The organism is Geodermatophilus sp. SYSU D01105 (assembly GCF_054050095.1).
The window spans coordinates 23,285-48,785 of sequence record NZ_JBJGYR010000033.1; the positions used below are offsets into that span (position 1 = coordinate 23,285).

Sequence of the window (25,501 nt, forward strand, 5' to 3'; positions counted from 1 at the left end):
TCGGCCACGGGTCTGCACAGCACGACGGGCCGGCCGCCACGCGCGGCCGGCCCGTCGGGCGGGGTGAGTCAGGCGTTCTGCTCGGGCGCCTCGGCCGGCTGGGCTGCGGGCTGGGCGGCCGGCGTCTGCACCGAGGGGTTGCCCTGCTCCAGCGCCGGGCCCGCGGCGCCGCCGGTGACCGCGGCCGGCCCGGACGTGCCGCTGGGCAGCTGGTTCATCGACGCACGGATCTGGTCGAGCCGCGAGGACCCCGCGACGTCGAGCGTGGCCTTCTGGACCTCGAGCATCCGGCCCTCGACCGAGGTCTGCGCCAGCTCGGCCTGGCCCAGCGCGTTGGCGTACCGCGCCTCGATCTTGTCCCGGACCTCGGACAGGCTCGGCGTGTTGCCCGGCGCGGAGAGCTCGTTGACCTGCTTGAGCGAGGAGGCCACGTGCTCCTGCATCTTCGCCTGCTCGAGCTGGCTCATGAGCTTGGTGCGCTCGGCCAGGGTCGTCTGCAGCCGCATGCGGCTCTGCTCGACCGCACCGCGGGCCTGCTCGGCCGCCTGCAGCGCCTCGTCGTGGCTGCGCTTGAGGTCCTCCATGGCCTGCTCCGCGGCCACCAGCTGGGTCGCGAAGGCCTGGGCGGCGTTCTCGTACTCACCGGCCTTGTTCGCGTCACCGGCCGCCCGGCTCTGGTCGGCCAGCACCAGCGCCTGGCGGGCGGAGGCCTGCAGCTTCTCGACCTCCCCGAGCTGGCGGTTGAGCCGCATCTCCAGCTGCCGCTGGTTGCCCAGCACCGCCGCGGCCTGGTTGGCCAGCGCCTGGTGCCGCTGCTGCTCGGCCTCGATGGCCTGCGCGATCTGGATCTTCGGGTCGGCCTTCTCGTCGATCTTCGCGTTGGCGGAGGCCGTGAGGTACTTCCACAGCTTCACGAACGGGTTGGGCATCGGTCCTCCTGCTCAGCGCGGGTTCCTCTGCCGGTCGTCTCCGGCCCGGCGGAGCCGCAGCGGTGGTCGTCACCTCCCATCGTCCCAGGTGTGGCCCTCCGTGAGCCACCAGGGACGCCCCTGAGGGCTTCCCCCGTTAGGGTCTCGGGGTGTCCACCGAGACCCCGGTCCTCAGCGTCCTCGGCGAGCTGGTGGTCGACCTGATCCCCGTCCCGGAGGCCGGCGCCGGTCCCCAGGGGACTGCCCCGCAGTACGTCGCCCGTCCCGGCGGCAACGCGCTCAACGTCGCCGTGGCCGCGGGCCGGCTCGGCACCCCCGTGCGACTGCTGGCCCGGCTGGGCTCGGGACCGCTGGCCGCGCCACTGCGCCGGCACGTCGAGCTGGCCGGGGTGGACCCCGGCGGGCTCGTGACGGCCGCCGAGCCGGTGAGCCTGGCCGTCGTCGGGCTCGACGACGACGGCGCCCCCGACTACGGCTTCCACGTCCTGGGCGCGGCGGACTGGCAGTGGACCGACGCCGAGCTGGCCGCGGTCCTCCCGGAGCGGACGGCGATCCTGCACGTGGGCTCCATCTCCAGCTGGACCCCGCCCGGCTGCGAGGCGATCGCCCGCCTGGTGGAGAGCGTCGCCGGCAGCGGCCGCGCCCTGGTCAGCGTCGACCCGAACATCCGGCCGATGCTGGCCGAGGGGCAGGTCGGCGCGGCGCTGGGCAACACCGCTCCCGAGGTGCACGCGCGGCTGGACCGGCTGCTCGCCCGGGCCGACATCGTCAAGGTCAGCGCCGAGGACCTCGCCTGGCTCGAACCCGACGCGGGCGACGACCTGGACGCCACGGCGCTGCGCTGGGCCGACCGGGGCGCGGCGCTGGTCCTGCTGACCGACGGCGCCGCGCCCCTGCGGGTGGCCCGGCCCGGCCGCGCCCTGCTGCACCGCGAGCTGCCGCGGGTGACCGTCGTCGACACCGTGGGCGCCGGGGACTCCCTGGCCGCGGGCCTGTTCGCCGGGCTCCTCGCGGCCGGGGTCACCACGCGGGTCGCGCTGGAGGAGCTCCCCGACGAGCAGCTGCTGCCGATCGTCGACGACGCCGCCCTGGTCGCCGCCCTCAACTGCACCCGGGTCGGCGCCGACCCGCCGACCCGCGAGGAGCTCGCGGCGGCCCGCCGGTGACCACGCCCGACGACGTCACCCTGGTCGGCCTCGCCGAGCTGTCGGCGACCGTCGTCCGCGCCCGCCTGCTGGCCGCGCACGACCGCTTCTGGGACGTCGACACGCGCGCCCTCCACGACCCGGTGTGGTTCGACCAGTTCGGCGGCTTCGGCGCGCTGGCCCGCAGCGCCGACGGCGAGGACGTCGGCTACCTCCTGGGCGTGGCGACCGCCGACCGGCTGGCCTACGTCCACCTCCTCGCCGTCCGGGACGACCGGCGGCACACCGGCCTAGCCGCCCGCCTCGTGCGGTGGTTCGACGAGGTGGCCGTCAGCACCGGGGCCCGGATCGTCCAGGTGGTCGCGCGGCCGGACGACGACGCCGCCGTCGCCCTCCACGTGGGGCTGGGCGCGAGCGGGCACCCGGCGGCCGATCGCGCCGGCCCCGGTCAGGACCGCCTGGTCCTGACCCGCTCCCTGGCTCGCTAGCCGGTCGTCAACCAGGCGGCGGTGTCCGGCGGGAGGTCGTCCTGCACCGCCTCGCTGGTGAGCACGGGGTCCCCCAGCCCGGCCAGGGGCAGCGGCCGGGAGGAGAGGTTCACGACGCACCGGAACGCCGTCCCGCGGTCGAAGGCGAGGACGTCGTCGCCGAGCTCACGCCACACCAGTGCCTCGTCGTCGGCCAGACCGGGCAGCCCGCGGCGCAGCCGCAGGGCGGCGCGGTACAGCGACAGGGTGGACGACGGGTCGCGCTGCTGGGCGGCCACGGTGAGCTCCCGCCAGGCGGCCGGCTGCGGCAGCCACGGCTGCACGCCGTCGACGGTGAACCCGAACGGCGGGCTGTCCCCCGCCCAGGGCAGCGGCACCCGGCAGCCGTCGCGGCCGCGGGCGGTGTGCCCGGACCGCTCCCAGGTGGGGTCCTGCAGCAGCTCCTCCGGCAGGTCCTCCACCTCGGGCAGGCCGAGCTCCTCCCCCTGGTACAGGTAGGCACCGCCGGGGAGGGCGAGGGTCAGCAACGCCGCTGCCCGGGCCCGTCGCAGGCCGAGGACGAGGTCGGCCGGTGCCGCCGGGTCGAACCCCATGGTGGCGGCGCCGCTGTGCGCCCGGCCGAAGCGGGTGACGTGCCGGGTCTCGTCGTGGCTGGACAGCACCCACGTCGCAGGGGCGCCGACCGGTGCCAGCGCGGCCAGCGTCCCGTCCACGACCGCGCGCAGACTGCGCGCGTCCCACGGCGCCTTGAGGTAGTCGAAGTTGAAGGTGGTGTGCAGCTCGTCGGGCCGCACGTACCGGCTCAGCCGCTCGGGGCCGTTGACCACCGCCTCGGAGACGAACAGCCGGTCGCCGGGGTAGGTGTCCCCGATCCGCCGCCACCGGCGGAACACCTCGTGCACCTCGTCGACGTCCCAGTGCGGGTTGCCCACCCAGGAGCTGGACTCGAACAGCGCCCCGGGACCGTGACCGGCGTCCGGCAGGCCCGGGACCTTGGCCATCGCCGGGGCGGCGTCGACCCGGATGCCGTCCACGCCGCGGTCGAGCCAGAAGCGGACGACGTCGTCGAACTCCTCCTGCACCACGGGGTCGTCCCAGTCCAGGTCCGGTTGCTCGGGGGCGAACAGGTGCAGGTACCACTGCCCGGGCCGCCCGTCGGGCTCGAGGACCCGGGTCCAGGCCGGACCGCCGAAGGCACTGATCCAGTCGTTGGGCGGCTGCGCGCCTCCGGCGCGGCCGTCGCGGAAGAAGTAGCGGGCCCGCTCCGGGGCGCCGGGTCCGCCGGCCAGCGCGGCGGCGAACCAGGGGTGCTGCACGGAGGTGTGGTTCGCGACGAGGTCGATGACGATCCGCAGCCCGAGGTCGTGGGCCTCCGCGAGGAGCGCGTCGGCGTCGGCCAGCGTGCCGAAGCGGGGGTCGATGTCCCTGTGGTCACTGACGTCGTACCCGCCGTCGGCCATCGGGGACGGGTACCACGGGGTGATCCAGACGGCGTCCACGCCGAGGTCGCGCAGGTGGGACAGCCGGCTGCGCAGCCCGCCGATGTCCCCGGTGCCGTCCCCGTCGGAGTCGGCGAAGCTGCGCAGGTAGACCTCGTAGACGACCGCCGTCCGCCACCACGGGCGGCGGTCGTCTGCGGTGGTCACCGTCCCGTTCAGCGCATCCCCGGCCCCGTCGTCAGGCGGCGCCGGCCCGGTGCGCTCCGCCTCCTCCGGTGACGGTGGTGCCCTGGGTCTGCGCCTCCTGGACCTGCTCGACGCGGTCCTCCTCGGCCATCTGGGTGAGCCGGGCACCGGCTTCGGCGTCCCGGGTCAGGTTCTCCCCGGTCTGCGGGTCGAACACGTGGACCTTGCGGCTGTCGAGCCAGAACTCGGCCTCGCGGCCCTCCCGGATCCGGCTCGTCGCGTCGATGGAGACGATCGCCTGGGTGCGCAGCTCCTCGGAGTCCAGCTCGCGGGACAGCTCGCGCAGCTGGTTGGTGATCGACTCGGGCGCCTCGTACGGGATGTAGGCGTACTGGGAGTCGCCCAGCCACTCGGTGACGTCGACCCGGGCACGGAAGGTCGAGCCCAGCGGCCGCTTGGCCTCGTCGACCAGCGACGCGTCCTCGAAGTACTCCGGCCGGATGCCGACCAGCAGCAGGTCACGGCCGCCGACGGCGGACGCCCGGCCCTCGTCGAGCACGATCGGTCCGAAGGGCGTCCGCAGCTGGTTGCCCTCGAGCGTGGCGGGCAGGAAGTTCATCGGCGGGGAGCCGATGAAGCCCGCGACGAACAGGTTGACCGGCTGCTCGTAGAGCTCACGCGGTGAGGCGACCTGCTGGATGCGCCCCTTCCGCAGCACGCACACCCGGTCGCCGAGGGTCATGGCCTCGGTCTGGTCGTGGGTGACGTACACCGTCGTGATGCCCAGCCGGCGCTGCAGCCGGGAGATCTCGGTGCGCATCTGGCCGCGCAGCTTGGCATCGAGGTTGGACAGCGGCTCGTCGAAGAGGAACGCCTCGGCCTGGCGCACGATCGCCCGGCCCATCGCCACGCGCTGACGCTGACCACCGGAGAGGTTGGCCGGCTTGCGCTCCAGGTGGTCGCGCAGCTCCAGGACCTCGGCGGCCTCGGTGACCCGGCGGCGCACCTCGTCGTCGGGCGTCTTGGACAGCCGCAGCGGGAACGCGATGTTCTCGTACACCGTCATGTGCGGGTAGAGCGCGTAGTTCTGGAACACCATGGAGAGGTTGCGCTCCCGAGGTGCCTTGTCGTTGACGCGGACGCCGCCGATGATCATGTCGCCGCTGGTGATGTCCTCCAGCCCGACGATCATGCGCAGCAGGGTCGACTTCCCGCAGCCGGACGGGCCGACCAGGATCATGAACTCGCCGTCGGCGATGTCCAGGCTGACGTCGTTCACGGCGGGATAGCCGTCGCCGTACTGCTTGACGATGTGACGCATCTCGATGGAAGCCATCTGTACTCGTCCCCTCGGGAGGTCGGTGGGAAGCGGCGGCCGTCAGCCCTTGACGGCGCCGTTGGTCAGGCCGGCGACGATGCGTCGCTGGAAGAGCAGCACCAGGACGACGACCGGGATGGTGACGACCACCGCGGCTGCGGCGATGGCCCCGGTCGGGTCCTCGAACTGCGAGGCGCCGGAGAACAGGCCCAGTGCGGCGGGGACGGGCCGCGACGCGCTGGTCGACGTCAGGGAGATGCCGTAGGCGAAGTCGTTCCACGCGATGAAGAAGGCGATGATCGCGGTGGTGAAGACGCCGGGTGCGGCGAGCGGGACGATGACCTTGCGGAACGCCTGCCAGTTGGTCGCCCCGTCGACCTGGGCGGCCTGCTCCATCTCCCAGGGGATCTCCCGGAAGAACGCCGACATCGTCCAGATGGAGATCGGCAGGGTGAGCGACAGGTACGGGATGATCAGGCCGGGCCAGGTGTCGTAGAGCCCGATCTGCCGCCACAGGTTGAACAGCGGCGTGACGATCGAGATGACCGGGAAGATGGCCACGCCGAGCGCGGTGGAGAGGATCAGCTTCTTCCCCGGGAAGTCCAGCCGCGCGATCGCGTAGGCGGCAAACATCGACAGCAGGCACGAGATCGCCGTGGCGATCAGGCAGATGCCGAAGGAGTTCCGCAGCGCCGGCAGGAACAGGTCACTCGCCGAGCCCGTGAGGATCGTCGTGTAGTTCTCCCACGTCGGGGACGTCGGGAGGAACTGCGGCGTGGCGATGTCCGAGGCCGCCTTGAACGACAGCGAGACGATCCACGCGATCGGGAACAGGCAGTACAGGACGATCAGCACGCCGCCGACGATCCACCAGGTCTTCTCCCGCCGGGACATCAGCGTTCCCCTCTCGCCTGGGCCAGGTCGACCCGGAAGCCCTTGATGAAGATGAAGGCGATGAGCACCACGCAGAGGAACAGCAGCACCGAGACCGCCGACCCCAGGCCGATCTCCACCCGCGCGATGGTCTGCCGGTAGGCGAGGAACGACACCGACTCGGTGTTGTTCGCCCCCGCGGTCATGATGTAGATCGAGTCGAAGATCCGGAACGCGTCCAGCGTGCGGAACAGCAGGGCCACCATGATCGCGGCCTTCATGTTCGGGATGGTCACCCGCCACATCCGCTGCCACCACGTGGCGCCGTCCACCTTGGCCGCCTCCTGCAGCACCTCCGGCACCTGGGCGAGGCCGGCGAGCAGGAGGAGGGAGATGAACGGCGTGGTCTTCCAGATCTCGGCCAGGCACACGACCGCCAGCGAGGACCACTGGCCACCGAACCAGTCGGTGTCCGCCGAGACGCCCGGCAGCCAGGCGAACCAGCTGTTGACGAAGCCGGTGTCGATCCGGAAGGCGAACGCCCAGGCGAAGGCCGACACGACCGTGATCACCGCGTACGGGATGAGGATCGCGGCCCGGACCACCGGCCGGATGGAGCTCAGCGCCTTGGCCATCACCAGGGCCAGCGCGAAGCCGAGGAGCAGCTCGACCACCACGGTGACCACGGTGATGAACAGCGTCACGCCCAGGGCGGTCCACCAGACCGGGTCGGAGAGGATCACCGCGTAGTTGGACAGGCCGTTGAACGACCGGTTGGCGGGGTCGGTGAGCCGGTAGTTGAACAGCGAGTAGTAGACCGCCTGGAGGATCGGGTAGGCCGTGACCAGCAGCATCACCGCGAACGCCGGTCCGGCCAGCATCCAGCCGAGCTTGCGCTCGGCCCGGGATCGGTCACTGATGGTCCCGCCGGGCGCGGAGACCGGTGCGGTCTTCTCCCGGGGTGGGAGTGTGGTCTGCGTCATCGGTTCGCCTCCGGACTCACTCCGCTCGTCGCTGGTCCCCCGCTGCGATGCCCACTCGCCTGTCGGCTCACGGTCGTCACAGCAGCTGGTCCCCTGAGAGGACGGCGCTGATCAGTTCCTGCGCCCGCTCACCGGTCTCGGGCGACACCGACGACGGCGGGTGGTACACGCGCTGCAGGCCTCCGGAGACCTCGTTGTAGTACGGGGTCTGGGGGCGGTTGGCCGCGGCCTCCAGCGAGTCCAGGATCGTGGGGGCCATCGGGAAGACCTCCAGCACCTCCGGGTCGTCGTACACCGCGGCCGACGACGCCGGGTTGCCGTTCGTGGTCATGTAGTACGCCTGGTTCTCGTCGCTGGTGATGCACTCGGTCGCGTCGTAGACCAGGTCGACGTGCTGGCTGAAGGCCGAGACGGCGAGGTCGATGCCGCCGAACGGCGGTGCGCTCGGCTGGTCGGCGTCCACCTGCGGGTACAGGGCCCAGCCGTAGTCCTCGGGCACGGAGGCGTCCAGGGTGCCCGCCTCCACCGCGGCGAGGGCGCGGGAGTAGACGAACGGCCAGTTGACCATGAACCCGCCGTCGGCACTCTCGAACTCCGTGGCGCTGGTGTCCTCGCTCGAGGTGGAGAACGCCGGACCGACCACGCCGGAGTTCGCCACGGTGTTCATCACCTCGGCCGCGCGGTCGGCGGCCGGGGTGGTGAGGCCCAGCTGGATGTCCTCGGGGTCGGTCGAGTTCTCCTCGATGATGGAGCCCCCGGCGGACTCGATGAGCGCGTTGAGCCACACCGTCAGGGACTCGGCGCGCCGGCCCTGGGCGCTGAGGGTCTTCCCCTGGTCCTGCGCGGCGGTGACCAGCTGCTCCCAGGTGACCGGCTGGGTCATGTCGAGCCCGGCTGCCTCGGCGACCGACTTCCGGTACCAGAGCAGCTGGGTGTTGGCCCAGAACGGGACGGCGACCAGCTCGCCGTCCCACGTCGCGGAGTCCACCGAGCTCTGGACGACGCCCTCGCTGACCCGCTGGGCGAGGTCCTCGGGCACGGGGGCGAGGAAGCCGGCCTGGGCGAACTCGGGGATGTAGGGCGGGTCCAGGCTCATGAGGTCGATGGAGGCGTCGCTGGCCGCGAGTCGGCGGACCAGCTGCTCGCGCTGCGCGGAGGACTCCCGCGGCAGCTGGGAGACCTCGATGGTGTACGCGCCGTTGGAGGCGTCGCTGCACCGCTGGGCGATCTCGGCCTGGCCCCCCGAGTCGGGGTTGATGTACCAGGTGAGCGTCGGGGTCGCGCCCTCCTCACCGCCACCGCCGCAGGCGGCGAGCGTGGACGCCAGGACCAGCGCGGCCGCGGACCCCCCGAGCGTCTTCCGGGACCGCGCGCGCCGGCGTGGGGAGCCGCTGCTCGGCGGCCCCTCCCTCTCGTCGTTCGACACCGTTCTGTCGCCTCCCCATCGGCGAGCGGCGACCCGTGATCACCGCGGTCCCCGTAACGTGGCCCAGGTCACCACACCGTGCAACTCGAACGACACCGGCCCGTGACCTGCCCTCGGGGCCTCCCCCGCAGGTCAGCCGGACGGGCTCACGAAGGCCGAGGGCGTGGTCAGCTCCTTGGGGGTGCGCGGCAGGACGGTCTCGAAGTAGGACCGCGCCGCCCGCGTCGTCCCGACGTCCGCGCCGGCCTTCTCCGACAGGAACCAGCGGTGCTCGAGGATCTCGTGGAAGACCTCCGCCGGGGCCAGCCGGCCCCGGAGGTCCGGCGGGATGGCGTCGACGACGGGCTGGTAGGCCTCGGCCAGCCAGCGGTAGCCCGCCACGGTCTCCGACACCGGCTGACCGGTCTTCTGCTCGAGGTTGGCCCGGAACGCGCGCAGGTCGTTGAGCAGCCGCCGGGCCTGCCGCTCCTGGACCTCCAGCCCGGTCAGCCGGAACAGCTCCCGGCGGTTCTGCCCCGGCTCGGCGACCCGGGTCTCCACCCGCAGCTTCGCGCCGCCGTCGGGGGTCGTGACCAGCTCGATCTCGCCGACGTCGAACCCCAGGTCGTTGAGCCGCTGCAGGCGTGCGGCCACCCGGTAGCGCTGCTCGTCGAGGGCGAAGACCTCCTCGCGGGTGACCTCGTCCCAGAGCGCCGCGTACCGGGGCGGCAGGCTGTCGGCCACCTCGATGGGGTCGATGTCGGGCGGCAGCAGCTCGCCGAACTGCAGGTCGAGCAGCTCGGCGCCCACACGCTCCCGGGCCAGGTCGACGTCGTAGTTGCGCTGGCCGGGGGTCAGACTCGGGTGGCGCTCGCTGGTCTCGGCGTCGACGAGGTATGCGGCGAGCGTGCCGGCGTCGAGCCGGAAGAGCGTGTTGGACAGCGAGCAGTCCCCCCAGAACACCCCCGCCAGGTGCAGCCGCACGAGCAGGACGACCAGCGTGTCCAGCAGCTGGTCGGCGGAGTGCTCGGAGGTCGGGCGGGAGAACAGGTACCGGTAGGACATCGAGTACTCGAGGTACCGGGTGACGAGGATGGCGTCCTGGCCGTCGGGGCGGTCGACGCAGATCCCGAGGACGGAGACCGACGGCAGGCCCTCCTCCTCGAACTGGCCGAGCAGGGCGTACTCGTGCCGGGCCAGCGACTCGGCGATCTCCTTGAGCGCGTAGACGCACCCGTTCTGCGCGGTGAAGCGGACGACGTGCCGCGAGATGCCGCGCTGCGGGACCTCGAGCAGCAGCTCGGGGTCCCACTGCTCGAGGGGCTGGTGCCAGGGCAGCGCCAGCAGGGCGGCCCCGTCGGTGGCCGGTGGCCGGAAGAGGTACCGCACGGCGGACTCCGTTGGTCGCAGCAGCCGACCCGCCTCGGCTGGGCGGGATCCGACCGTCACCCTGCCACCACGGCGCTGTCGCGACCACGCCACGGTCAGGACGGCGGGGCGCCCACCAGGACCGCGAGCCGCTCGGCGGCCGTCCGTCGGGCCGGGGTCTCCCCCGGCTGCAGCACCAGGCCGACCAGCCAGCGGGCCAGGACCCCGGCGGTGCCCCGGTCGGTCCCCAGCGCCGTGGCGAGCCGGTCGAGGACCTCCACCCAGCGGTCGGGCGGGGCGGCGAGCAGCCCGGTGAGCACCTCGGGTTCGTCCCGGGCGAGGCACTGCAGCACGGGGTGCCCGGCGACCTCGTCGGCGAGCTCCGCCAGCGCGGTCGCCGCGGGCCGGCCGGCGGCGAGCGCGCCTAGGCGGTCCAGCTCGGCGGCGAGCAGCGCGCGGGCGACCTCGTCCTTGGTCCGGAAGTGGTTGTACAGGGTGGCCTTGGCGACGCCGGCCGCCGCGGCGACCGACTGCATGGTGCTGCGGCGCAGCCCCCGCTCGGCGAAGGCGCGGGCGGCGCCCTCGAGCAGCCCCGCGCGGGTGCGGCCCATGGCGTTGCCGCCGCGGGTGTGGCTCCCGGGCGCGTGGGCGGGGCCGCGCGGCACCCACGCCGACGTCCCCGGGTCGACCGTCGCCATGGCTCCCTGTCTGGCACCGCCGGGGCGGTGAGTCAAGGACGCGCGGCCGCGCCGGGGCGTGTCGCGGCGGTCAGGCCGCCAGCGAGACGGCGCTGCGCGCGGCCGGACGGGCGGAGGCGCCGACCAGCGCGAGGGCCGGCTCGGCGACCGGCTGAGCGGCGGCCTGCTCCTCGGCCGGCTGCTCCGCGGCGGGAGCGGCGGCACCGGGCGCGGGGGTCAGCGGGCGCAGCCCGCCGGCGTGCCGCAACTCCAGGCTGACCTCGGCCAGCAGGTCGGCCAGTTCCAGGTCGAGGGCGTCGCAGATCGAGGCGAGCAGCTCGGAGGAGGCCTCCTTCTGCCCGCGCTCCACCTCGGAGAGGTAGCCCAGACTCACCCGGGCGGCGCCGGAGACGTCCCGCAGGGTCCGGCGCTGACGCAACCGGTGGCCGCGCAGGGTGTTCCCGAGCTGGGTGCGCAGCAGCGTCATGGCCGTCTCCTGTCCTGCCTGTGCGGAAGCGGCGGCGCCCTCGAGGGCGCCGTGCGCTCACGGTACGCGGCGCCACTGACCGGCACCGCGCCATCCCCGGCACGTCCGCTCTGGGCGTAACGCCCGGGGACGTCGGTCCCTTCCCGCGGGCGGCGCCGCGGGGAGGGACGGCGGTGCCGCGCAGGGCCCCGCCCCGAGCGGACCAGTGACGGGCAGGGCCCTGGTTCAGGCGGTGGCGTCGGTGCGCGAGCCGCCGGCGGCACGGCGTGCCGCGGCCGCGCGCATCGCCCGGGCGCTCGTGCGGCGCAGGGTCAGGGCCCGGTAGACGTAGTCGAGCCCGGTGACGACGGTGAGCACGACGGCCGTCACCATGACCCACCAGCGGGCAGTGGCCAGCACGCCCTCGAGGGGCAGGATGTAGAGCCCGATCGCGACCGCCTGGACGACGGTCTTGGCCTTCCCGCCCCGGCTGGCCGCGATCACGCCGTGGCGGATCACCCAGAACCGCAGCAGGGTCACGCCGACCTCGCGGACCAGGATCGTCAGCGTCACCCACCACGCCACCAGGGACAGCACCGACAGCCCGATGAGCGCGGTGCCGGTGAGCGCCTTGTCGGCGATCGGGTCGGCGAGCTTGCCGAACTCGGTCACCTGGCCGCGCCGCCGGGCGATCATCCCGTCGTAACGGTCGGTGATGATCGCCAGACCGAAGGCCAGCGTGGCCCAGTAGCGCTGGGCCTCGTCCGTGCCGCCGTCGGTGAGCAGGAGGACGGCGAACACCGGCACCACCGCCAGCCGCAGCACCGTCAGGGCGTTGGGCAGGTTGACCAGCCGCACCGACTGCGGCGGCGTGGCGGCGGGGTCGGCGCCTGGGTTCATCGAGCCACCGCGGGGACCAGCGCGGTGGCGACCAGGTCGACGCCCTCGGTGCCCGCGACCTCCGCGGCGACGAGCTGCCCCGCCACCGCCCCGGCGGGCACCCCGGTCACCGTCGTCGTCCCGTCGGCCTCCGGGTCCTGGTGGGCGGCGTGCCCGAGCCACGTGCCCGGGCCCTCGTCGTCGCCGAGGTCCTCGGTGAGGAGCACCTCGACCCGCTCGCCGACGCGGTCCTCGGCCCGCTGCGCGGTCAGCTCCTCCACGAGGTCGGTGATCCTCCGCACCCGGGCGTCGATCTCGGCCTGGTCCAGCTTGCCGGGCATGCCGGCCGCCTCGGTGCCCTCCTCGTCGGAGTAGCCGAAGACCCCGACCGCGTCGAGCCGGCCCTCCACGAGGAACCGCTCGAGCTCGGCGACGTCGGCCTCGGTCTCCCCGGGGAAGCCGAGGATGACGTTGGTGCGGAATCCGGCGGTGGGCGCCAGCGCGCGGGCCCGCTCGACGAGCGCGAGGAAGTCGTCGGTGCCGCCGAACCGGCGCATGCGGCGCAGCAGCGTCGGCGAGGAGTGCTGGAAGGACAGGTCGAAGTAGGGGGCCACGCCGTCGGTGGTCGCGATGACCTCCAGCAGGCCCGGCCGGAGCTCGGCCGGCTGCAGGTAGGCCACCCGCACCCGGGCGATGCCCTCCACGGCGGCGAGCTGGGGCAGCAGCCGCTCGAGGGAGCGCAGGTCGCCGAGGTCCTTGCCGTAGGAGGTCGAGTTCTCGCTGACCAGCACGACCTCGGTGACGCCCTGGGACGCCAGCCACTGCGCCTCACCGAGCACCTCGGCCGGCGGGCGGGAGACGAACGCGCCGCGGAAGGCGGGGATGGCGCAGAACGCACACCGCCGGTCGCAGCCCGAGGCGAGCTTGAGCGCGGCGGAGGGCCCGCTCGCCAGCCGGCGGCGCTGCACCCAGCCGTGGCCGGGGATGACCGGCGCGGCGCCGGCGTCCGCCCGGCCGGCGGCCACCGCGGCGGTGCGCGCCACCGGGCTGATCGGCAGCAGCGTGCGCCGGTCCCGCGGGTCGTGCGGCACCAGGGACCGGCCGGCGAGGACGTCGTCGAGCCGGTCGCCGATCGCGGCGTAGTCGTCGAAGCCCAGGACGGTGGCCTCGGGGAGCGCGCCGGCGAGCTCGGACCCGTACCGCTCGGCCATGCACCCGACCGCGACGACCGGGGCGCCGGAGTCGGTGGCCGCGAGGATCGCGTCGACCGAGTCCTTCTTGGCCGACTCGATGAAGCCGCAGGTGTTGACCAGGACGGCGTCGGCGTCGTCGGCGTCCTCGACGAGTTCGTAGCCGCCGGCGGCGAGGCGGCCGGCCAGCTCCTCCGAGTCGACCTCGTTCCGGGCGCACCCGAGGGTCACCACCGCCACTCTGCGGGCAGGGTTGGGCGGAGCTGTCACCGGCCCATCCTAGGCGCCCATCGCCACCCGGCCGGGCCGACGCCGTGTGAGCTCAGCCCGGGCTGCCGTCAGGCCGCGTCCCCGCCACCGCGGAGGGTGAAGACCACCGACTCGAGCTCGTCGGGCTTGACCAGCACGTCGCGGGCCTTGGAGCCCTCCGACGGGCCGACGATCCCGCGGCTCTCCATGAGGTCCATGAGGCGACCGGCCTTGGCGAAGCCGACCCGCAGCTTGCGCTGCAGCATCGACGTCGACCCGAACTGGCTGGTGACCACGAGCTCGACCGCCTGGACGAGCAGCTCGAGGTCGCCGCCGATGTCCTCGTCGATCTCCTTCTTCTCGCCGCCGCCGGCGGTGAAGACCTCCTCGCGGTACTCGGGCTCGGCCTGCCGCTTGGTGAACTCGACGACCGCCTCGATCTCGGCGTCGGACACGTAGGCGCCCTGGACGCGCATCGGCTTGCCCGCCCCGATGGGCAGGAACAGCGCGTCGCCCATGCCGATGAGCTTCTCGGCGCCGGGCTGGTCGAGGATGACCCGGCTGTCGGTGAGGCTCGAGGTGGAGAACGCCAGCCGCGAGGGCACGTTGGCCTTGATCAGGCCGGTGACGACGTCGACCGACGGCCGCTGCGTGGCCAGCACCAGGTGGATGCCGGCCGCACGGGCCTTCTGGGTGATCCGCACGATGCAGTCCTCGACGTCGCGCGGCGCGACCATCATCAGGTCGGCGAGCTCGTCGACGATCGCGAGGATGTACGGGTAGGGCCGGTACACCCGCTCGCTGCCGGGCGGGGCGGTGATCTCGCCCTTCTCGACCTTGCGGTTGAAGTCGTCGACGTGCCGGACACCGGAGGCCCGCATGTCCTGGTAGCGCTGCTCCATCTCCTCGACCAGCCAGGCCAGCGCGGTCGCGGCCTTCTTGGGGTCGGTGATGATCGGCGTGATCAGGTGCGGGATGCCGTCGTAGGGGGTCAGCTCGACCATCTTCGGGTCGACCAGGATCATCCGCAGCTGGTCCGGCGTCGCCCGCAGCAGCAGCGAGGTCAGCAGCGAGTTGATGCAGCTGGACTTACCGGCACCGGTGGCACCGGCGACCAGCAGGTGCGGCATCTTCGCCAGGTTGGCGCAGACGAACTCGCCGTCGATGTCCTTGCCGAGGCCGACCAGCATCGGGTGCGGGTCCTGCTTGGCCGTCCGCGAGCGCATGACGTCGCCGAGGCTGACCATCTCGCGGTCGCTGTTGGGCACCTCGATGCCGACGGCCGACTTGCCCGGGATCGGCGCCAGGATGCGGATGTTGTCGTTGGCGACGGCGTAGGCGAGGTTGCGGGTCAGCGCGGTGATCTTCTCGACCTTCACCGCGGGCCCGAGGGTCACCTCGTAGCGGGTCACCGTAGGGCCGCGGGTCATCCCGGTGACGTCCGCGTCGATGTTGAACTGCTCGAGGACGCTCCGGATGGCCTCGATGGCGACGTCGTTGGCCTTCGAGCGGGCCTTGGGCGGGTCACCGGGCCGCAGCACGGTGACCGACGGCAGCATGTACTCGCCCTCGACCGGCTCGATGCGCAGCTGCTGCGGCTCCTCGATCGGGGGGAGGTCCTCCGGCGGAGCCGTGCGGTCGACGACCACCGGCCGCGCCGGCACCGGGGCGGGCTCGGGCGCGGACCCGACGTGCACCGCATCGGGCGCCTCGTCGTAGGCGGCGTGGTCGATGGCCGGGAGGGTCTCCACCGGTCCGGTGTCCATCAGGTCGTCCGCGAGGGAACGGCGGCGGGAGCGCGGCGCCGGGGCCGGGACCGGCTCCTCCTCGTCGTCCGCCCAGTCCTCGTCGTAGTCGTCCTCGTCGGAGGCCTGGCCCAGCAGCCGGTCGCCGAGCTCGCGGAGGCGCTCGGGGATCTGGTGCACCGGCGTTGCGGTGAGCACGAGCAGGCCGAAGAAGGCCAGCAGGACCAGCAGCACGACGGTGACGACGCTGCCGACGCCGGCGACCAGCGGTGTGCCGACCGCCCAGCCGATCAGCCCGCCGGTGCCGGGACGGCCCTCGGCGGGGACGGCGCCGTCGCCGACGACCTGCGCGATGCCCAGGACCGACGCGACGGCGCACAGCCAGCCGATCGCCAGCCGGCCGCGGGCCTCGGGGCGCGGGCCGCGGCGGAGCAGCCGGAGGGCGGCGACGAAGAGGACGACCGGCAGCACCATGACCAGCGCGCCGACCACCCAGCGGACGCCGCCGGCCAGCGCGGCCCCGACCGGGCCGATGCCGTTGGTCCAGGCCGCGGCACCGAGCACGACGGCCAGGCCCAGCACCGCCAGCCCGACACCGTCGCGGCGGTGTTCCGGCGCGAGCGGCTCGGCCTCCTCGGGCCGGGCCACCGAGCGGGCCAGTCCGCCGGCCCCGCGGGCCAGCAGGGACCAGCCGCCGCTGATGACGCCCCACAGACCGGGGCCGGAGTTCTTGGGCGCGGGCTTCCGGGCGGCGGGCTTGCGGCCGCCGGAGGCGGGCCGCTTCGCGGGCGGGCGCTTCCGGGACGCGGTCGAACCCGAGCCGGAGCGTCCGCGCGCCGGCGACTTACCCGACGCGCGGGTCGTCGTCGTGCGAGCAGGCATGCGTCAGACGGTAATCGCCGCAGGTGCGCGCCGACGGCAGGCGACGCCTCGTGTCCGCCACCTACGGTCAGGGCATGCCGACTCCTCCTCCGCTCCCCCACGGCAGCTGGCCCACCCCGATCACCTCGGAGCTCGTCGTCCGCGCGGCCGCCCGGCTGGGAGAGGTGGCCGTCGACGGCACCGACGTCTGGTGGTCGGAGTCACGGCCCGGGGAGGGTGGCCGGTCGGCCCTGGTCCGCCGGTCCGCGGACGGCGCCGTCGAGGACGCCCTCCCGCCGCCGTGGAACGCCCGGACGCGGGTGCACGAGTACGGCGGCGGCGCGTGGACCGTCGCCGGGGGCACCGTGTGGTTCACCGGGTTCGCCGACCAGCGGCTGTACCGGCTCGACCCCGGAGCGGGCGAGCCGGTCGCGGTCACGCCGGAGCCCGACCTGCCGGCGGGGGTCCGCTACGCCGACCTGACCCCGACGCGGGGCGGCGCGCTGCTCGCCGTCCGGGAGACGCACACGGCCGGCGGTGCGGCGGCCGACGTGGTCAACGAGATCGTCCGGATCGGGCCGGAGGGGACGGACGAGGTCCTCGTCAGCGGCCCGGACTTCGTCTCCGACCCGCGCCCCTCCCCCGACGCCCGGTCCCTGGCCTGGCTGCAGTGGGACCACCCGGACATGCCGTGGGACGCCGCGCAGCTCGTCGTCCGCACCGACGAGGACGAGACCGTCGTCGCGGGCGGGCGTCGGGCCGACGGCACCGCGGAGTCCGCCGTCCAGCCGACGTGGGCCGCCGACGGCAGCCTGTGGTTCTGCCTGGACCGCACCGACGTGTGGGCGCTGTACCGCTGGCGGCCGGGTGGGGACGCCGACCTGGTGCTCGACCTCGGCGCGGACATCGCCGGGCCGCAGTGGGTCTTCGGCGCCCGCCGCTTCGCGCTGCTGCCCGACGGCCGCGTCGTCCTGGCCTTCGCGCGGGAGGGCGCCGACCGGCTCGCCGTCCGGGAGACCGACGGCACGGTGCGTGAGCTCGACGTCCCCTACGCAGCGTTCCGGTACGTGACCGCGGCCGAGGGCGCGGTGGTGTGCGTGGTCGGGGGCCCGGCCAGCGAGCCGGTGGTGCTGCGGGTGCCGGTGGACGGCGGTGCGGCCGACGTGCTGCGGCCCGCCCGCGACCTGGGCCTGGACCCTGCGTGGTTCGCCCAGCCCGAGCACCTCACCTTCCCGACCCCGGACGACGGCACCGGCATCGACGTGGCGCACGCGCTGGTCTACCCGCCCACCAACCCCGAGGTGACCGCACCGGAGGGGGCGCGCCCGCCCCTGCTGGTCGTCGTCCACGGTGGCCCCACGGCAGCGGCGACGCCGGTGCTGAACCTCGAGGTGCAGTACTGGACCTCGCGGGGGTTCTGCGTGGCCGACGTCGACTACCGGGGGTCGGCCGGCTACGGGCGCCGCTACCGCGAGGCCCTGCGCGGCGCGTGGGGCGTGGTCGACCTCGACGACGTCGTCGCCTGCGCCCGGTTCCTCGCCGACAGCGGCCGGGTCGACCCCGCCCGGTTGGCCATCCGCGGCGGCTCGGCCGGTGGCTACACGACGCTGGCGGCGCTGTGCCTGCGGCCCGGCGTGTTCTCCGCGGGCGCCAGCCACTTCGGCGTCGCCGACCTGGCCGCGCTGGCCGCCGACACCCACAAGTTCGAGTCCCGCTACCTCGACTCGCTGGTCGCCCCGTGGCCGGAGGGCGCCGACGTCTACGCCGAGCGCTCCCCGGTCTCGCACGTGGCCGCCTTCGACACGCCGCTGGCAGTCTTCCAGGGCGAGGAGGACCGCGTCGTGCCGCCGGAGCAGGCGGAGGCGATCGTGACGGCGCTGCGGGAGAAGGGGGTACCGCACGCCTACCTGCTCTTCCCCGGGGAGCAGCACGGCTTCCGGCGGGCGGAGAACATCCGCGCGGCGCTGGACGGCGAGCTGTCCTTCTACGCGCAGGTGTGGGGCTTCGACCTGCCCGAGGAGGAGGGCATCGCGCCGATCGAGCTGCGATAGCGGAGTGGGACGGGCGCGTCGTCCGCGCCGTCCCACCCCACTCACACCTCCAGGACCGTCGGGATGATCATCGGCCGGCGGCGGTGGGTGTCCGACACCCACTTGCCGATCGTCCGGCGGATCACCTGGGAGAGCCGGTGGGCGTCGGTCTCGCCGTCGGCGAGGGTGCGCCGCAGCGCGTCCTCGACCAGCTGCAGGGCCGGGTCGAAGACGGCGGGGTCGTCGGCGAAGCCCCGCGCGGACAGGTGCACCGGGCGCACGATCGTGCCGGTCGAGGGCTCGATGACGACGGTGAGCGCGACGAACCCCTCGTCGCCGAGGATGCGCCGCTCCTGCAGCGACTCCTCCCCCACGTCGCCGACGTTGAGCCCGTCGACGTAGACGTCCCCGACCGGGACGCTGCCCACGATCGCGGCCTTGCCGTCGACCAGGTCGACCACGACGCCGTTCTCGGCGAGGAGCACCCGGTCGGCGCTCATCCCGGTCTCCTCGGCCAGGGCGGCGTGCGCCCGCAGGTGCCGCCACTCGCCGTGCACCGGCATCAGGTGGCGGGGCTTGGCGACGTTGAGCAGGGTGCGCAGCTCACCGGCCGGCGCGTGCCCCGAGACGTGCACCCGCGCGGTCTCCTTGTGCACCACGGTGGCGCCCAGGCGGGCCAGCCCGTTGATGACCTTGTAGACGGCGGTCTCATTGCCCGGCACCAGCGACGAGGCGAGGACGACGGTGTCGCCGGCCTCGATCGTCACCTGGTGGTGCTGGCCCCGCGCCATCCGGCCCAGCGCGGACAGCGGCTCCCCCTGCGAGCCGGTGGAGACCAGCACGACCTGGTCCGGCGGCATGGCCGCGGCCTCGTCGAGGGACACCATCAGCCCGGGCGCCACCCGCAGCAGGCCCAGGTCGCGGGCCACGCCCATGTTGCGGACCATCGACCGGCCGACGAAGGCCACCTTGCGGCGGTGGGTCTCGGCGCAGTCGAGCACCTGCTGGATCCGGTGCACGTGGCTGGCGAAGCTGGAGACGATCAGCCGCTGCGTGGCGCGGGCGAAGACGTCGTCGAGCACCGGGCCGATCGACCGCTCGGAGGTGACGAAGCCGGGGATCTCGGCGTTGGTGGAGTCGGCCAGCAGCAGGTCGATGCCCTCCACCCCGAGCCGGGCGAACGCGCCCAGGTCGGTGAGGACGCCGTCGAGCGGCAGCTGGTCCATCTTGAAGTCGCCGGTGTGCACCAGCCTCCCGGCCGGCGTGTGGACGGCGACCGCGAGGGCGTCGGGGATCGAGTGGTTGACCGCGATGAACTCGCAGTGGAAGGGCCCGGCCACGTGGTCGTCCCCGGCCGCGACCTCGACCAGCGTCGGGTCGATGCGGTGCTCGCGGAGCTTGGCCGAGACCAGGGCGAGGGTGAACCGCGACCCCACCAGGGGGATGTCCCCGCGCATCCGCAGCAGGTACGGGATGGCGCCGATGTGGTCCTCGTGCCCGTGGGTGAGGACGACGGCGGCGATGTCCCCGAGCCGGTGCTCGATGACCCCGAAGTCCGGGAGGATCAGGTCGACGCCGGGCTGCTCGGCCTCGGGGAACAGGACGCCGCAGTCGATGACCAGCAGGCTCCCGTCGTACTCCAGGACGGCCATGTTGCGGCCGATCTCGCCGAGTCCGCCCAGCGCCATCACCCGCAGGCCGCCGGCCGGCAGCGGGGGTGGTGCCTTGAGGTCGAGGTGGGGCTGGGTGATGGGGCCGCCGGGGGCCGCGCTCACAGCGTCACCCCGCCTGCGGCGAGGTCCTCCCGCAGCGTGGCGAGCTGCTCGGGGGTGACGTCGACCAGCGGCGGGCGCACCGGCCCCGCGGGCAGGCCGAGCGCGTTCAGCGCCGCCTTGACCAGGATGACGCCCTGGGTCCGGAAGATGCCGGTGTAGACCGGCAGCAGGCTCTCGTTGACCGCCCGGGCCTTGACCAGGTCCCCGGACTCGACCGCACCGATCAGCTCGGCCAGCCGCGGGCCGACCAGGTGGCCGACGACGCTCACCACACCGACCGCCCCGACGGCCAGCAGCGGCAGGTTGAGCATGTCCTCGCCGCTGTAGTAGGCCAGGTCGGTGCGGGCGAGGGTCCAGGCCACCGCGCCGAGGTCGCCCTTGGCGTCCTTGACCGCGACGATCCGCGGGTGCTCCGCGGCCCGGACCAGCGTCTCCACCTCGATGGGGACGACGGTGCGCGGCGGGATGTCGTAGAGCATCACCGGCAGGTCGGTGGAGTCCGCGACGGCGGTGAAGTGCCGCAGCAGACCCGCCTGCGGGGGCTTGTTGTAGTACGGCGTCACCACCATCAGGCCGTGCGCGCCGAGCCGCTCGGCGTCCCGGGCCTTGTCGATGGAGTGGGCGGTGTCGTTGGTCCCCACACCGGCGACGACGGTCGCCCGGTCGCCCACCGCGTCCAGGACCGCCTCGAGGACGGCGCGCTGCTCGGCGTCGCTCAGGGTCGGTGACTCCCCGGTCGTCCCGCAGACGACGAGGCCGTCGTGGGCTCCGCGGTCGACCAGGTGGGCAGCCAGTTCCTGGGCGCCGGCGAGGTCGATCGAGCCGTCCTCGGCCAGCGGGGTGACCATCGCCGTCAGGACGCGCCCGAAGGGCCGAGCGGGGTCGCTGGTCATGGGGTGAATCTACCGATCGGGGACGGCCGTGTTCCGCCCCGGCGCGGCGGACGCCGTCCCCCGGCGGTACTCCGACACCGCGTACCGCAGCCCGGTGGTCGACGTCGACCAGCCCTCGGCGGGCTCGCGGGACACCCGCCGCCACCCCGGTCCGGGCACCGGCGCCCACGTGTCGCCGTGCACCTGCGTGTCGACCTCGGTGACGACCAGCCGGTCGGCGTGCGGGAGGAAGGCGGCGTAGACCCGGCCACCGCCGATGACCCACAGGTCCCCGCCGTCGGCGAGGACCTCCTCGACCGAGCCGGCGCGGCGGGCGCCCTCGGCGGACCAGGACGGGTCGGTGGTGAGGACGACGTTGGTCCGCCCGGGCAGCGGGCGGAACCGGTCGGGCAGCGACTCCCAGGTGCGCCGGCCCATGACGACCATCGAGCCGGTGGTGAGGGTGCGGAAGAGCCTCAGGTCCTCGGGCAGGTGCCACGGCAGCGCGCCGTCCGCGCCGATGACCCCGCCTGCGGCCTGCGCCCAGATCAGCGCGACGCCCACCCGGTCACACCGCCACCGGGGCCTTGATCGCCGGGTGGTGCCGGTAGTCGTGGAGCGTGAAGTCCTCGTAGGCGTAGTCGAACAGCGAGGGCGCGGGCGCGAGCTCGAGCGTCGGGAAGGGCAGCACCTCGCGGGAGAGCTGCTCGGTCACCTGCTCGACGTGGTTGCTGTACACGTGACAGTCCCCGCCCACCCAGATGAGGTCCCCGGGGGTCAGGCCGACCTGGTCGGCGACCATGCGGGTCAGCAGCGCGTAGCTGGCGATGTTGAACGGCACGCCGAGGAAGAGGTCGGCGCTGCGCTGGTAGAGCTGGCAGGAGAGCCGGCCGTCGGCGACGTGGAACTGGAACAGCGCGTGGCACGGCGCCAGCGCCATCTCCGGCAGCGCGGCCACGTTCCACGCCGAGACCAGCATCCGCCGGGAGTCCGGATCGGTGCGCAGGGTCTCCAGGACGGCGGCGATCTGGTCGACGTGCCCGCCGTCCGGCGTGGGCCACGAGCGCCACTGGACGCCGTAGACCGGCCCCAGCTCACCCTCCGGCGAGGCCCACTCGTCCCAGATGGTGACCCCCTTGTCGCGCAGCCAGCCGACGTTGGAGTCCCCGCGCAGGAACCACAGCAGCTCGTAGGCGACCGACTTGAAGTGGACCCGCTTGGTCGTGACGAGCGGGAAGCGCTCGGAGAGGTCGTACCGCAGCCGCTCGCCGAAGAGGCTGACCGTGCCGGTGCCGGTGCGGTCCTGCTTGGGGGTGCCCTGCTCGAGCACCCGGCGCAGCAGGTCCTCGTACTGGGTGTCGATGGGGCCGTCGGTCGCGCTCGTCACGCGCCCGAGGGTACGGCCGCCCCCCGACGCAGGTCCCGCACCCGGACCGCTCCTGCCCCACCGGTCAGACTCGTCCCGTGGAGTGGTGGAGCGGGTTGCTCGCGGTCGCCGGCGGCCTGCTCGTGCTGTGGGCCGCGCTCCTGCTGGTCCTGTGGCGGACGCGGCCACCCGACCTGACCGTCCGGGAGGCGCTGCGCCTGCTGCCCGACCTGGTCCGGCTGGTGCGCAGGTTGGCCGCCGACCGGTCGCTCCCCCGCGGGGTGCGGCTGCGGCTGTGGCTGCTGCTGGCCTACCTGCTGTCGCCGATCGACCTCGTGCCCGACGTCGTCCCTGTGCTGGGCTACGCCGACGACGTCGTCGTGGTGGCCCTGGCCCTGCGGGCGGTGGTGCGCGCCGCGGGCGCACCGGCCCTGGCGCGGGCCTGGCCGGGCAGTCCCGCGGGGCTCGCGGTCGTGCAGCGGCTGGCGGGCCGCTGACCGGCCCTCAGCGCAGGGCGACGGCCAGGTCCGCGGCGAGGTCCCCCCGCTCGGCGACGGTCACCGACCCCAGCTCCAGCCAGCCGGCCATGAGGGCCAGCTCGGCGGCGAGGGCGACGGCGACCTCGGCGCGGTCGACGCCCTCCTCGGCGAAGGCCGACTGCACCCGCAGCACCCCCGCCTGGCGGTCGGCCTTGAGGTCCACCCGCGCGACGAGCCGGTCGCCGAGCAGGAAGGGCAGCACGTAGTAGCCGTGCACCCGCTTGGCCGCCGGCGTGTAGATCTCCAGGCGGTAGCGGAAGCCGAAGATGCGCTCGACCCGCGGTCGTTCCCAGACCAGCGAGTCGAACGGGCTGAGCAGCGCCCGGGCTCGGATCCAGCGGGGTCGGCGCGCCTCCGGGTGCAGGAAGGCCGGCGCGCCCCACCCGGCGACCTCGACCGGCAGGAGCTCGCCGGCGTCGGTGAGCTCGCCGATCGCGGCCCGGGTGGGTGCGGGCTTGAGCCGGAAGTAGTCGCGCAGGTCCCGCTCGGTGGCCACGCCGAGCGCGCGGGCCGCGGTGCGCACCAGCTCGCGCACCGCCTCGGCCGGCTCCGGGGTCGGCGTCTGGAGCACGGCGGCCGGCAGGACCCGCTCGGTCAGGTCGTAGACCCGCTCGAAGGCCGTGGTGCGGCCGCGGGTGGTGAGGACGCCGGTGTAGAACAGCCACTCCAGCGCGACCTTGCCCGCGTGCCAGTTCCACATGCTGCCCGGCCGGTCGGGGCGGGGTTCGGCGAGGTCGCTGGCCTTGAGCGGGCCGCCCTCCCGCACCCGGTCGAGCACCTCCGCGACGTAGCCGGGCCGCTCCCGCTGGATGCGCACCATCGACCCCCAGGCGTGCTCCTCGGCGGCGGCCATGCGCCAGCGCAGGTACGGGTGCAGGCGCACGGGGAGGAAGGACGCCTCGTGCGCCCAGTACTCGAACAGCTCGCGGCGGCGGCCCGCGAGCGCGTCGATGGCCGCGCGGGGATAGGGCCCGAACCGGCTGAACGCCGGCAGGTAGTGCGCCCGGGACAGCACGTTGACCGAGTCGATCTGCACGACGGCCAGCCGGGAGGTCATCCGCCGCAGGTGCCGCCCGTCGACGACGCCGTCGGGCCGAGGGTCGGCGAACCCCTGCGCGGCGAGCGCGATGCGGCGCGCCAGCGGAGCCGGCAGACGGTCGACGACGGGGAGGCCCACAGCGGGCGATCCTGCCTGCTGGGTACGACACGCGCCGCGCGGCCCTACGCTGCCCGGCGTGGACCCGACCTCGCCCTTCCCGCGCCTGACCGGCAGCGCCGAGGTCTCCGTCCGCCCCGCCCGCCCGGCGGACGCCGCCGACGTCGCCCGGGTCCAGGCCGTCACCTGGCGGACGGCGTACCGGGCCGCGCTCCCCGCCGACGTCCTCGACGCGTGGGACGAGGAGGCGGCCACGGCGGCATGGCGATCGGCCGTGCTCGCCCCGCCGACACCGGCGCACGGCGTGCTCGTGGCCGTCGAGCGGGGGACCGTCGTCGGCTTCGCCGCCTACGGGCCCCCGGAGGCCGCCGACGTCGAGGGCGCGGCGCGCGGGCCGACCACCGAGGTCGCCACCCTGCTCGTGGAGCCACGGTGGGGACGGCGCGGACACGGCAGCCGCCTGCTGGCCGCCGTCGCCGACCTCGCCCGGGCCTCCGGCGCGGTGCGGCTGCAGACGTGGCTGGCGGAACAGGACCGGGTGTCGGCGGACTTCTTCGAGTCGGCCGGCTGGGCACCGGACGGCTGGGTGCGCACGCTCGACACCGGCGGCGCACCGCTGCGGGAGCGGCGCTGGCACGCGCTGTTGGACGAGACGGACGGGAGCCGATGAGCTTCGAGGGGTTCCCCGACGAGGGGCTGGTCTTCTACGAGGGCCTGGAGGCCGACAACAGCAAGACCTACTGGACCCGCCACCGCGCCGTCTACGACGACTGCGTGCGGGCGCCGCTGCAGGCCCTGGTCGAGGAACTGGGTCCGGAGTTCGGCGCCGCCAAGGTGTTCCGCCCGTACCGCGACGTCCGGTTCAGCTCGGACAAGACGCCGTACAAGACACACCAGGGGGCGGTGGTGAACCCGGAGGGCCGGGGCGCCGGCGCCTGGTACGTGCAGATCTCCGCCGACGGCCTCATGGTGGCCGGGGGGTGCTGGCGGTTGGAGTCCGACCAGGTGGCCCGCTACCGCCGCGCCGTCGCCGACGACCTCCAGGGCGGACGGCTGCGCGCCGAGGTGGACCGGCTCGCGTCGGGCGGCTGGGACATCGAGGGGCAGCGACACACGCGGGTCCCCTCGGGCTTCGCCGTGGACGACGACCGCGCCGACCTGCTGCGACACAGGTCGCTGCACGCCGCGCGCCGCTGGGAGCCCGCCGAGTGGCTGCACGACCGACGCGCCCTCGAGGAGGTCCGGACGGCGTGGCGGGACCTCGTCACGCTCAACACCTGGTTCGCCGACAACGTCGGGGCGACGTCGAAGGAGCCGCGGTCCCGGCGCTGAGGGCTTCCCCCACACCGGGCGCCGGCCCCCTGCGGGGTGCGCCCCGGCCGTGGTCGGGGATGCGCGAAGGGGCCCCAGCGTGTGCTGGGGCCCCTTCGTGGAGTGGTTGTCCGGCGGCGTCCTACTCTCCCACCCCGTCTCCAGGGCAGTACCATCGGCGCTGAGAGGCTTAGCTTCCGGGTTCGGAATGGTACCGGGCGTTTCCCTCTCGCCATGGCCGCCGTAACGCT

The 25,501-nt window shown here is 74.1% G+C and carries 23 protein-coding genes and 1 rRNA gene; 6 read left to right on the forward strand and 18 right to left on the reverse strand.

Translation table 11 applies throughout. The features are described 5' to 3' along the window. Positions 1–68: 68 nt before the first annotated feature. Entirely contained in the window at positions 69–929 is an 861-nt protein-coding gene (locus ACI79I_RS22550; RefSeq protein WP_456994558.1) for a PspA/IM30 family protein, read from the reverse strand. 149 nt (positions 930–1,078) lie between these two features. On the opposite strand from ACI79I_RS22550, the gene ACI79I_RS22555 reads away from it, so the two are divergent. Both ACI79I_RS22555 and ACI79I_RS22560 read left to right on the forward strand, forming a co-directional pair. After that, positions 1,079–2,095: a carbohydrate kinase family protein gene (locus ACI79I_RS22555; protein ID WP_456994559.1), complete on the forward strand. Its 1,017-nt coding sequence runs from the start codon at positions 1,079–1,081 to the stop codon at positions 2,093–2,095. Beyond that, positions 2,092–2,562 carry a GNAT family N-acetyltransferase gene (locus tag ACI79I_RS22560; RefSeq protein WP_456994560.1) on the forward strand — a complete coding sequence of 157 codons (471 nt, stop codon included), beginning with the start codon at positions 2,092–2,094 and terminating at the stop codon, positions 2,560–2,562. Before ACI79I_RS22555 ends, ACI79I_RS22560 begins: the two co-directional genes overlap by 4 nt. Here ACI79I_RS22560 and ACI79I_RS22565 read toward each other — a convergent pair. The 11 genes from ACI79I_RS22565 to ACI79I_RS22615 all read right to left on the reverse strand — a co-directional run bounded on the left by ACI79I_RS22565 (position 2,559) and on the right by ACI79I_RS22615 (position 16,222). Beyond that, positions 2,559–4,208: a glycoside hydrolase family 13 protein gene (locus ACI79I_RS22565; protein ID WP_456994561.1), complete on the reverse strand. Its 1,650-nt coding sequence runs from the start codon at positions 4,206–4,208 to the stop codon at positions 2,559–2,561. The genes ACI79I_RS22560 and ACI79I_RS22565 overlap by 4 nt on opposite strands. A gap of 31 nt (positions 4,209–4,239) precedes the next feature. After that, on the reverse strand, positions 4,240–5,523 hold the full coding sequence (locus ACI79I_RS22570; RefSeq protein ID WP_456945592.1) for an ABC transporter ATP-binding protein: 1,284 nt from the start codon (positions 5,521–5,523) through the stop codon (positions 4,240–4,242). A gap of 42 nt (positions 5,524–5,565) precedes the next feature. Then, complete coding sequence (locus ACI79I_RS22575) at positions 5,566–6,399, reverse strand: carbohydrate ABC transporter permease (protein ID WP_456994562.1); 834 nt, start codon at positions 6,397–6,399, stop codon at positions 5,566–5,568. Next, entirely contained in the window at positions 6,399–7,361 is a 963-nt protein-coding gene (locus tag ACI79I_RS22580) for a carbohydrate ABC transporter permease (RefSeq protein WP_456945594.1), read from the reverse strand. Before ACI79I_RS22580 ends, ACI79I_RS22575 begins: the two co-directional genes overlap by 1 nt. A 76-nt stretch (positions 7,362–7,437) precedes the next feature. After that, positions 7,438–8,787: an extracellular solute-binding protein gene (locus ACI79I_RS22585; RefSeq protein ID WP_456994563.1), complete on the reverse strand. Its 1,350-nt coding sequence runs from the start codon at positions 8,785–8,787 to the stop codon at positions 7,438–7,440. Positions 8,788–8,919: 132 nt separating this feature from the next. Next, positions 8,920–10,155 (reverse strand): DUF4032 domain-containing protein, encoded by a 1,236-nt coding sequence (locus ACI79I_RS22590; protein WP_456994564.1) that lies wholly within the window; start codon positions 10,153–10,155, stop codon positions 8,920–8,922. Between the two features lie 95 nt (positions 10,156–10,250). Then, a complete protein-coding gene (locus ACI79I_RS22595; RefSeq protein WP_456994565.1) occupies positions 10,251–10,832 on the reverse strand; it encodes a TetR family transcriptional regulator in 582 nt (193 codons plus the stop codon). A gap of 70 nt (positions 10,833–10,902) precedes the next feature. After that, the gene (locus tag ACI79I_RS22600; RefSeq protein WP_456994566.1) at positions 10,903–11,298 is read right to left on the reverse strand and encodes a helix-turn-helix domain-containing protein; all 396 of its coding nucleotides are present in this window, start codon (positions 11,296–11,298) and stop codon (positions 10,903–10,905) included. Positions 11,299–11,523: 225 nt separating this feature from the next. Beyond that, positions 11,524–12,177, reverse strand: a complete 654-nt coding sequence (pgsA, locus tag ACI79I_RS22605; protein ID WP_456994567.1) for a CDP-diacylglycerol--glycerol-3-phosphate 3-phosphatidyltransferase — start codon at positions 12,175–12,177, stop codon at positions 11,524–11,526. Further along, positions 12,174–13,616, reverse strand: coding sequence for a 30S ribosomal protein S12 methylthiotransferase RimO (gene rimO / locus ACI79I_RS22610; RefSeq protein ID WP_456994568.1), 1,443 nt, complete (start codon positions 13,614–13,616; stop codon positions 12,174–12,176). Before rimO ends, pgsA begins: the two co-directional genes overlap by 4 nt. Positions 13,617–13,684: 68 nt before the next feature. Then, entirely contained in the window at positions 13,685–16,222 is a 2,538-nt protein-coding gene (locus ACI79I_RS22615) for a DNA translocase FtsK 4TM domain-containing protein (protein ID WP_456994569.1), read from the reverse strand. A 74-nt stretch (positions 16,223–16,296) separates the two neighbouring features. Here ACI79I_RS22615 and ACI79I_RS22620 point away from each other — a divergent pair, with 74 nt between their 5' ends. Continuing rightward, complete coding sequence (locus tag ACI79I_RS22620; RefSeq protein ID WP_456994570.1) at positions 16,297–18,252, forward strand: prolyl oligopeptidase family serine peptidase; 1,956 nt, start codon at positions 16,297–16,299, stop codon at positions 18,250–18,252. Positions 18,253–18,293: 41 nt separating this feature from the next. Here ACI79I_RS22620 and ACI79I_RS22625 read toward each other — a convergent pair whose 3' ends face one another. Genes ACI79I_RS22625 through ACI79I_RS22640 form a run of 4 tightly spaced genes read right to left on the reverse strand, consistent with a single transcriptional unit; the run spans position 18,294 to position 22,265 of the window. Continuing rightward, positions 18,294–20,006, reverse strand: coding sequence for a ribonuclease J (locus ACI79I_RS22625; protein ID WP_456994571.1), 1,713 nt, complete (start codon positions 20,004–20,006; stop codon positions 18,294–18,296). After that, positions 20,003–20,899: a 4-hydroxy-tetrahydrodipicolinate synthase gene (gene dapA / locus ACI79I_RS22630; protein ID WP_456994572.1), complete on the reverse strand. Its 897-nt coding sequence runs from the start codon at positions 20,897–20,899 to the stop codon at positions 20,003–20,005. The genes ACI79I_RS22625 and dapA overlap by 4 nt, the downstream gene beginning before the upstream one ends. Before the next feature lie 9 nt (positions 20,900–20,908). Further along, on the reverse strand, positions 20,909–21,442 hold the full coding sequence (locus ACI79I_RS22635; protein ID WP_456994573.1) for a dihydrofolate reductase: 534 nt from the start codon (positions 21,440–21,442) through the stop codon (positions 20,909–20,911). A 4-nt stretch (positions 21,443–21,446) separates the two neighbouring features. Next, entirely contained in the window at positions 21,447–22,265 is an 819-nt protein-coding gene (locus tag ACI79I_RS22640; protein ID WP_456994574.1) for a thymidylate synthase, read from the reverse strand. Positions 22,266–22,342: 77 nt separating this feature from the next. Here ACI79I_RS22640 and ACI79I_RS22645 point away from each other — a divergent pair, with 77 nt between their 5' ends. Continuing rightward, the gene (locus tag ACI79I_RS22645; RefSeq protein WP_456994575.1) at positions 22,343–22,741 is read left to right on the forward strand and encodes a YkvA family protein; all 399 of its coding nucleotides are present in this window, start codon (positions 22,343–22,345) and stop codon (positions 22,739–22,741) included. A gap of 7 nt (positions 22,742–22,748) precedes the next feature. On the opposite strand, the gene ACI79I_RS22650 is transcribed toward ACI79I_RS22645, so the two are convergent. Then, positions 22,749–23,960 (reverse strand): winged helix-turn-helix domain-containing protein, encoded by a 1,212-nt coding sequence (locus tag ACI79I_RS22650; RefSeq protein ID WP_456994576.1) that lies wholly within the window; start codon positions 23,958–23,960, stop codon positions 22,749–22,751. A gap of 58 nt (positions 23,961–24,018) precedes the next feature. On the opposite strand from ACI79I_RS22650, the gene ACI79I_RS22655 reads away from it, so the two are divergent. After that, on the forward strand, positions 24,019–24,609 hold the full coding sequence (locus ACI79I_RS22655; protein WP_456994577.1) for an N-acetyltransferase family protein: 591 nt from the start codon (positions 24,019–24,021) through the stop codon (positions 24,607–24,609). Next, positions 24,606–25,271 carry a DUF2461 domain-containing protein gene (locus tag ACI79I_RS22660; RefSeq protein ID WP_456994578.1) on the forward strand — a complete coding sequence of 222 codons (666 nt, stop codon included), beginning with the start codon at positions 24,606–24,608 and terminating at the stop codon, positions 25,269–25,271. The genes ACI79I_RS22655 and ACI79I_RS22660 overlap by 4 nt, the downstream gene beginning before the upstream one ends. A gap of 108 nt (positions 25,272–25,379) precedes the next feature. Here the strand turns inward: ACI79I_RS22660 and rrf are convergent. Beyond that, positions 25,380–25,496, reverse strand: a 5S ribosomal RNA gene (gene rrf, locus ACI79I_RS22665). Positions 25,497–25,501: the final 5 nt, after the last annotated feature.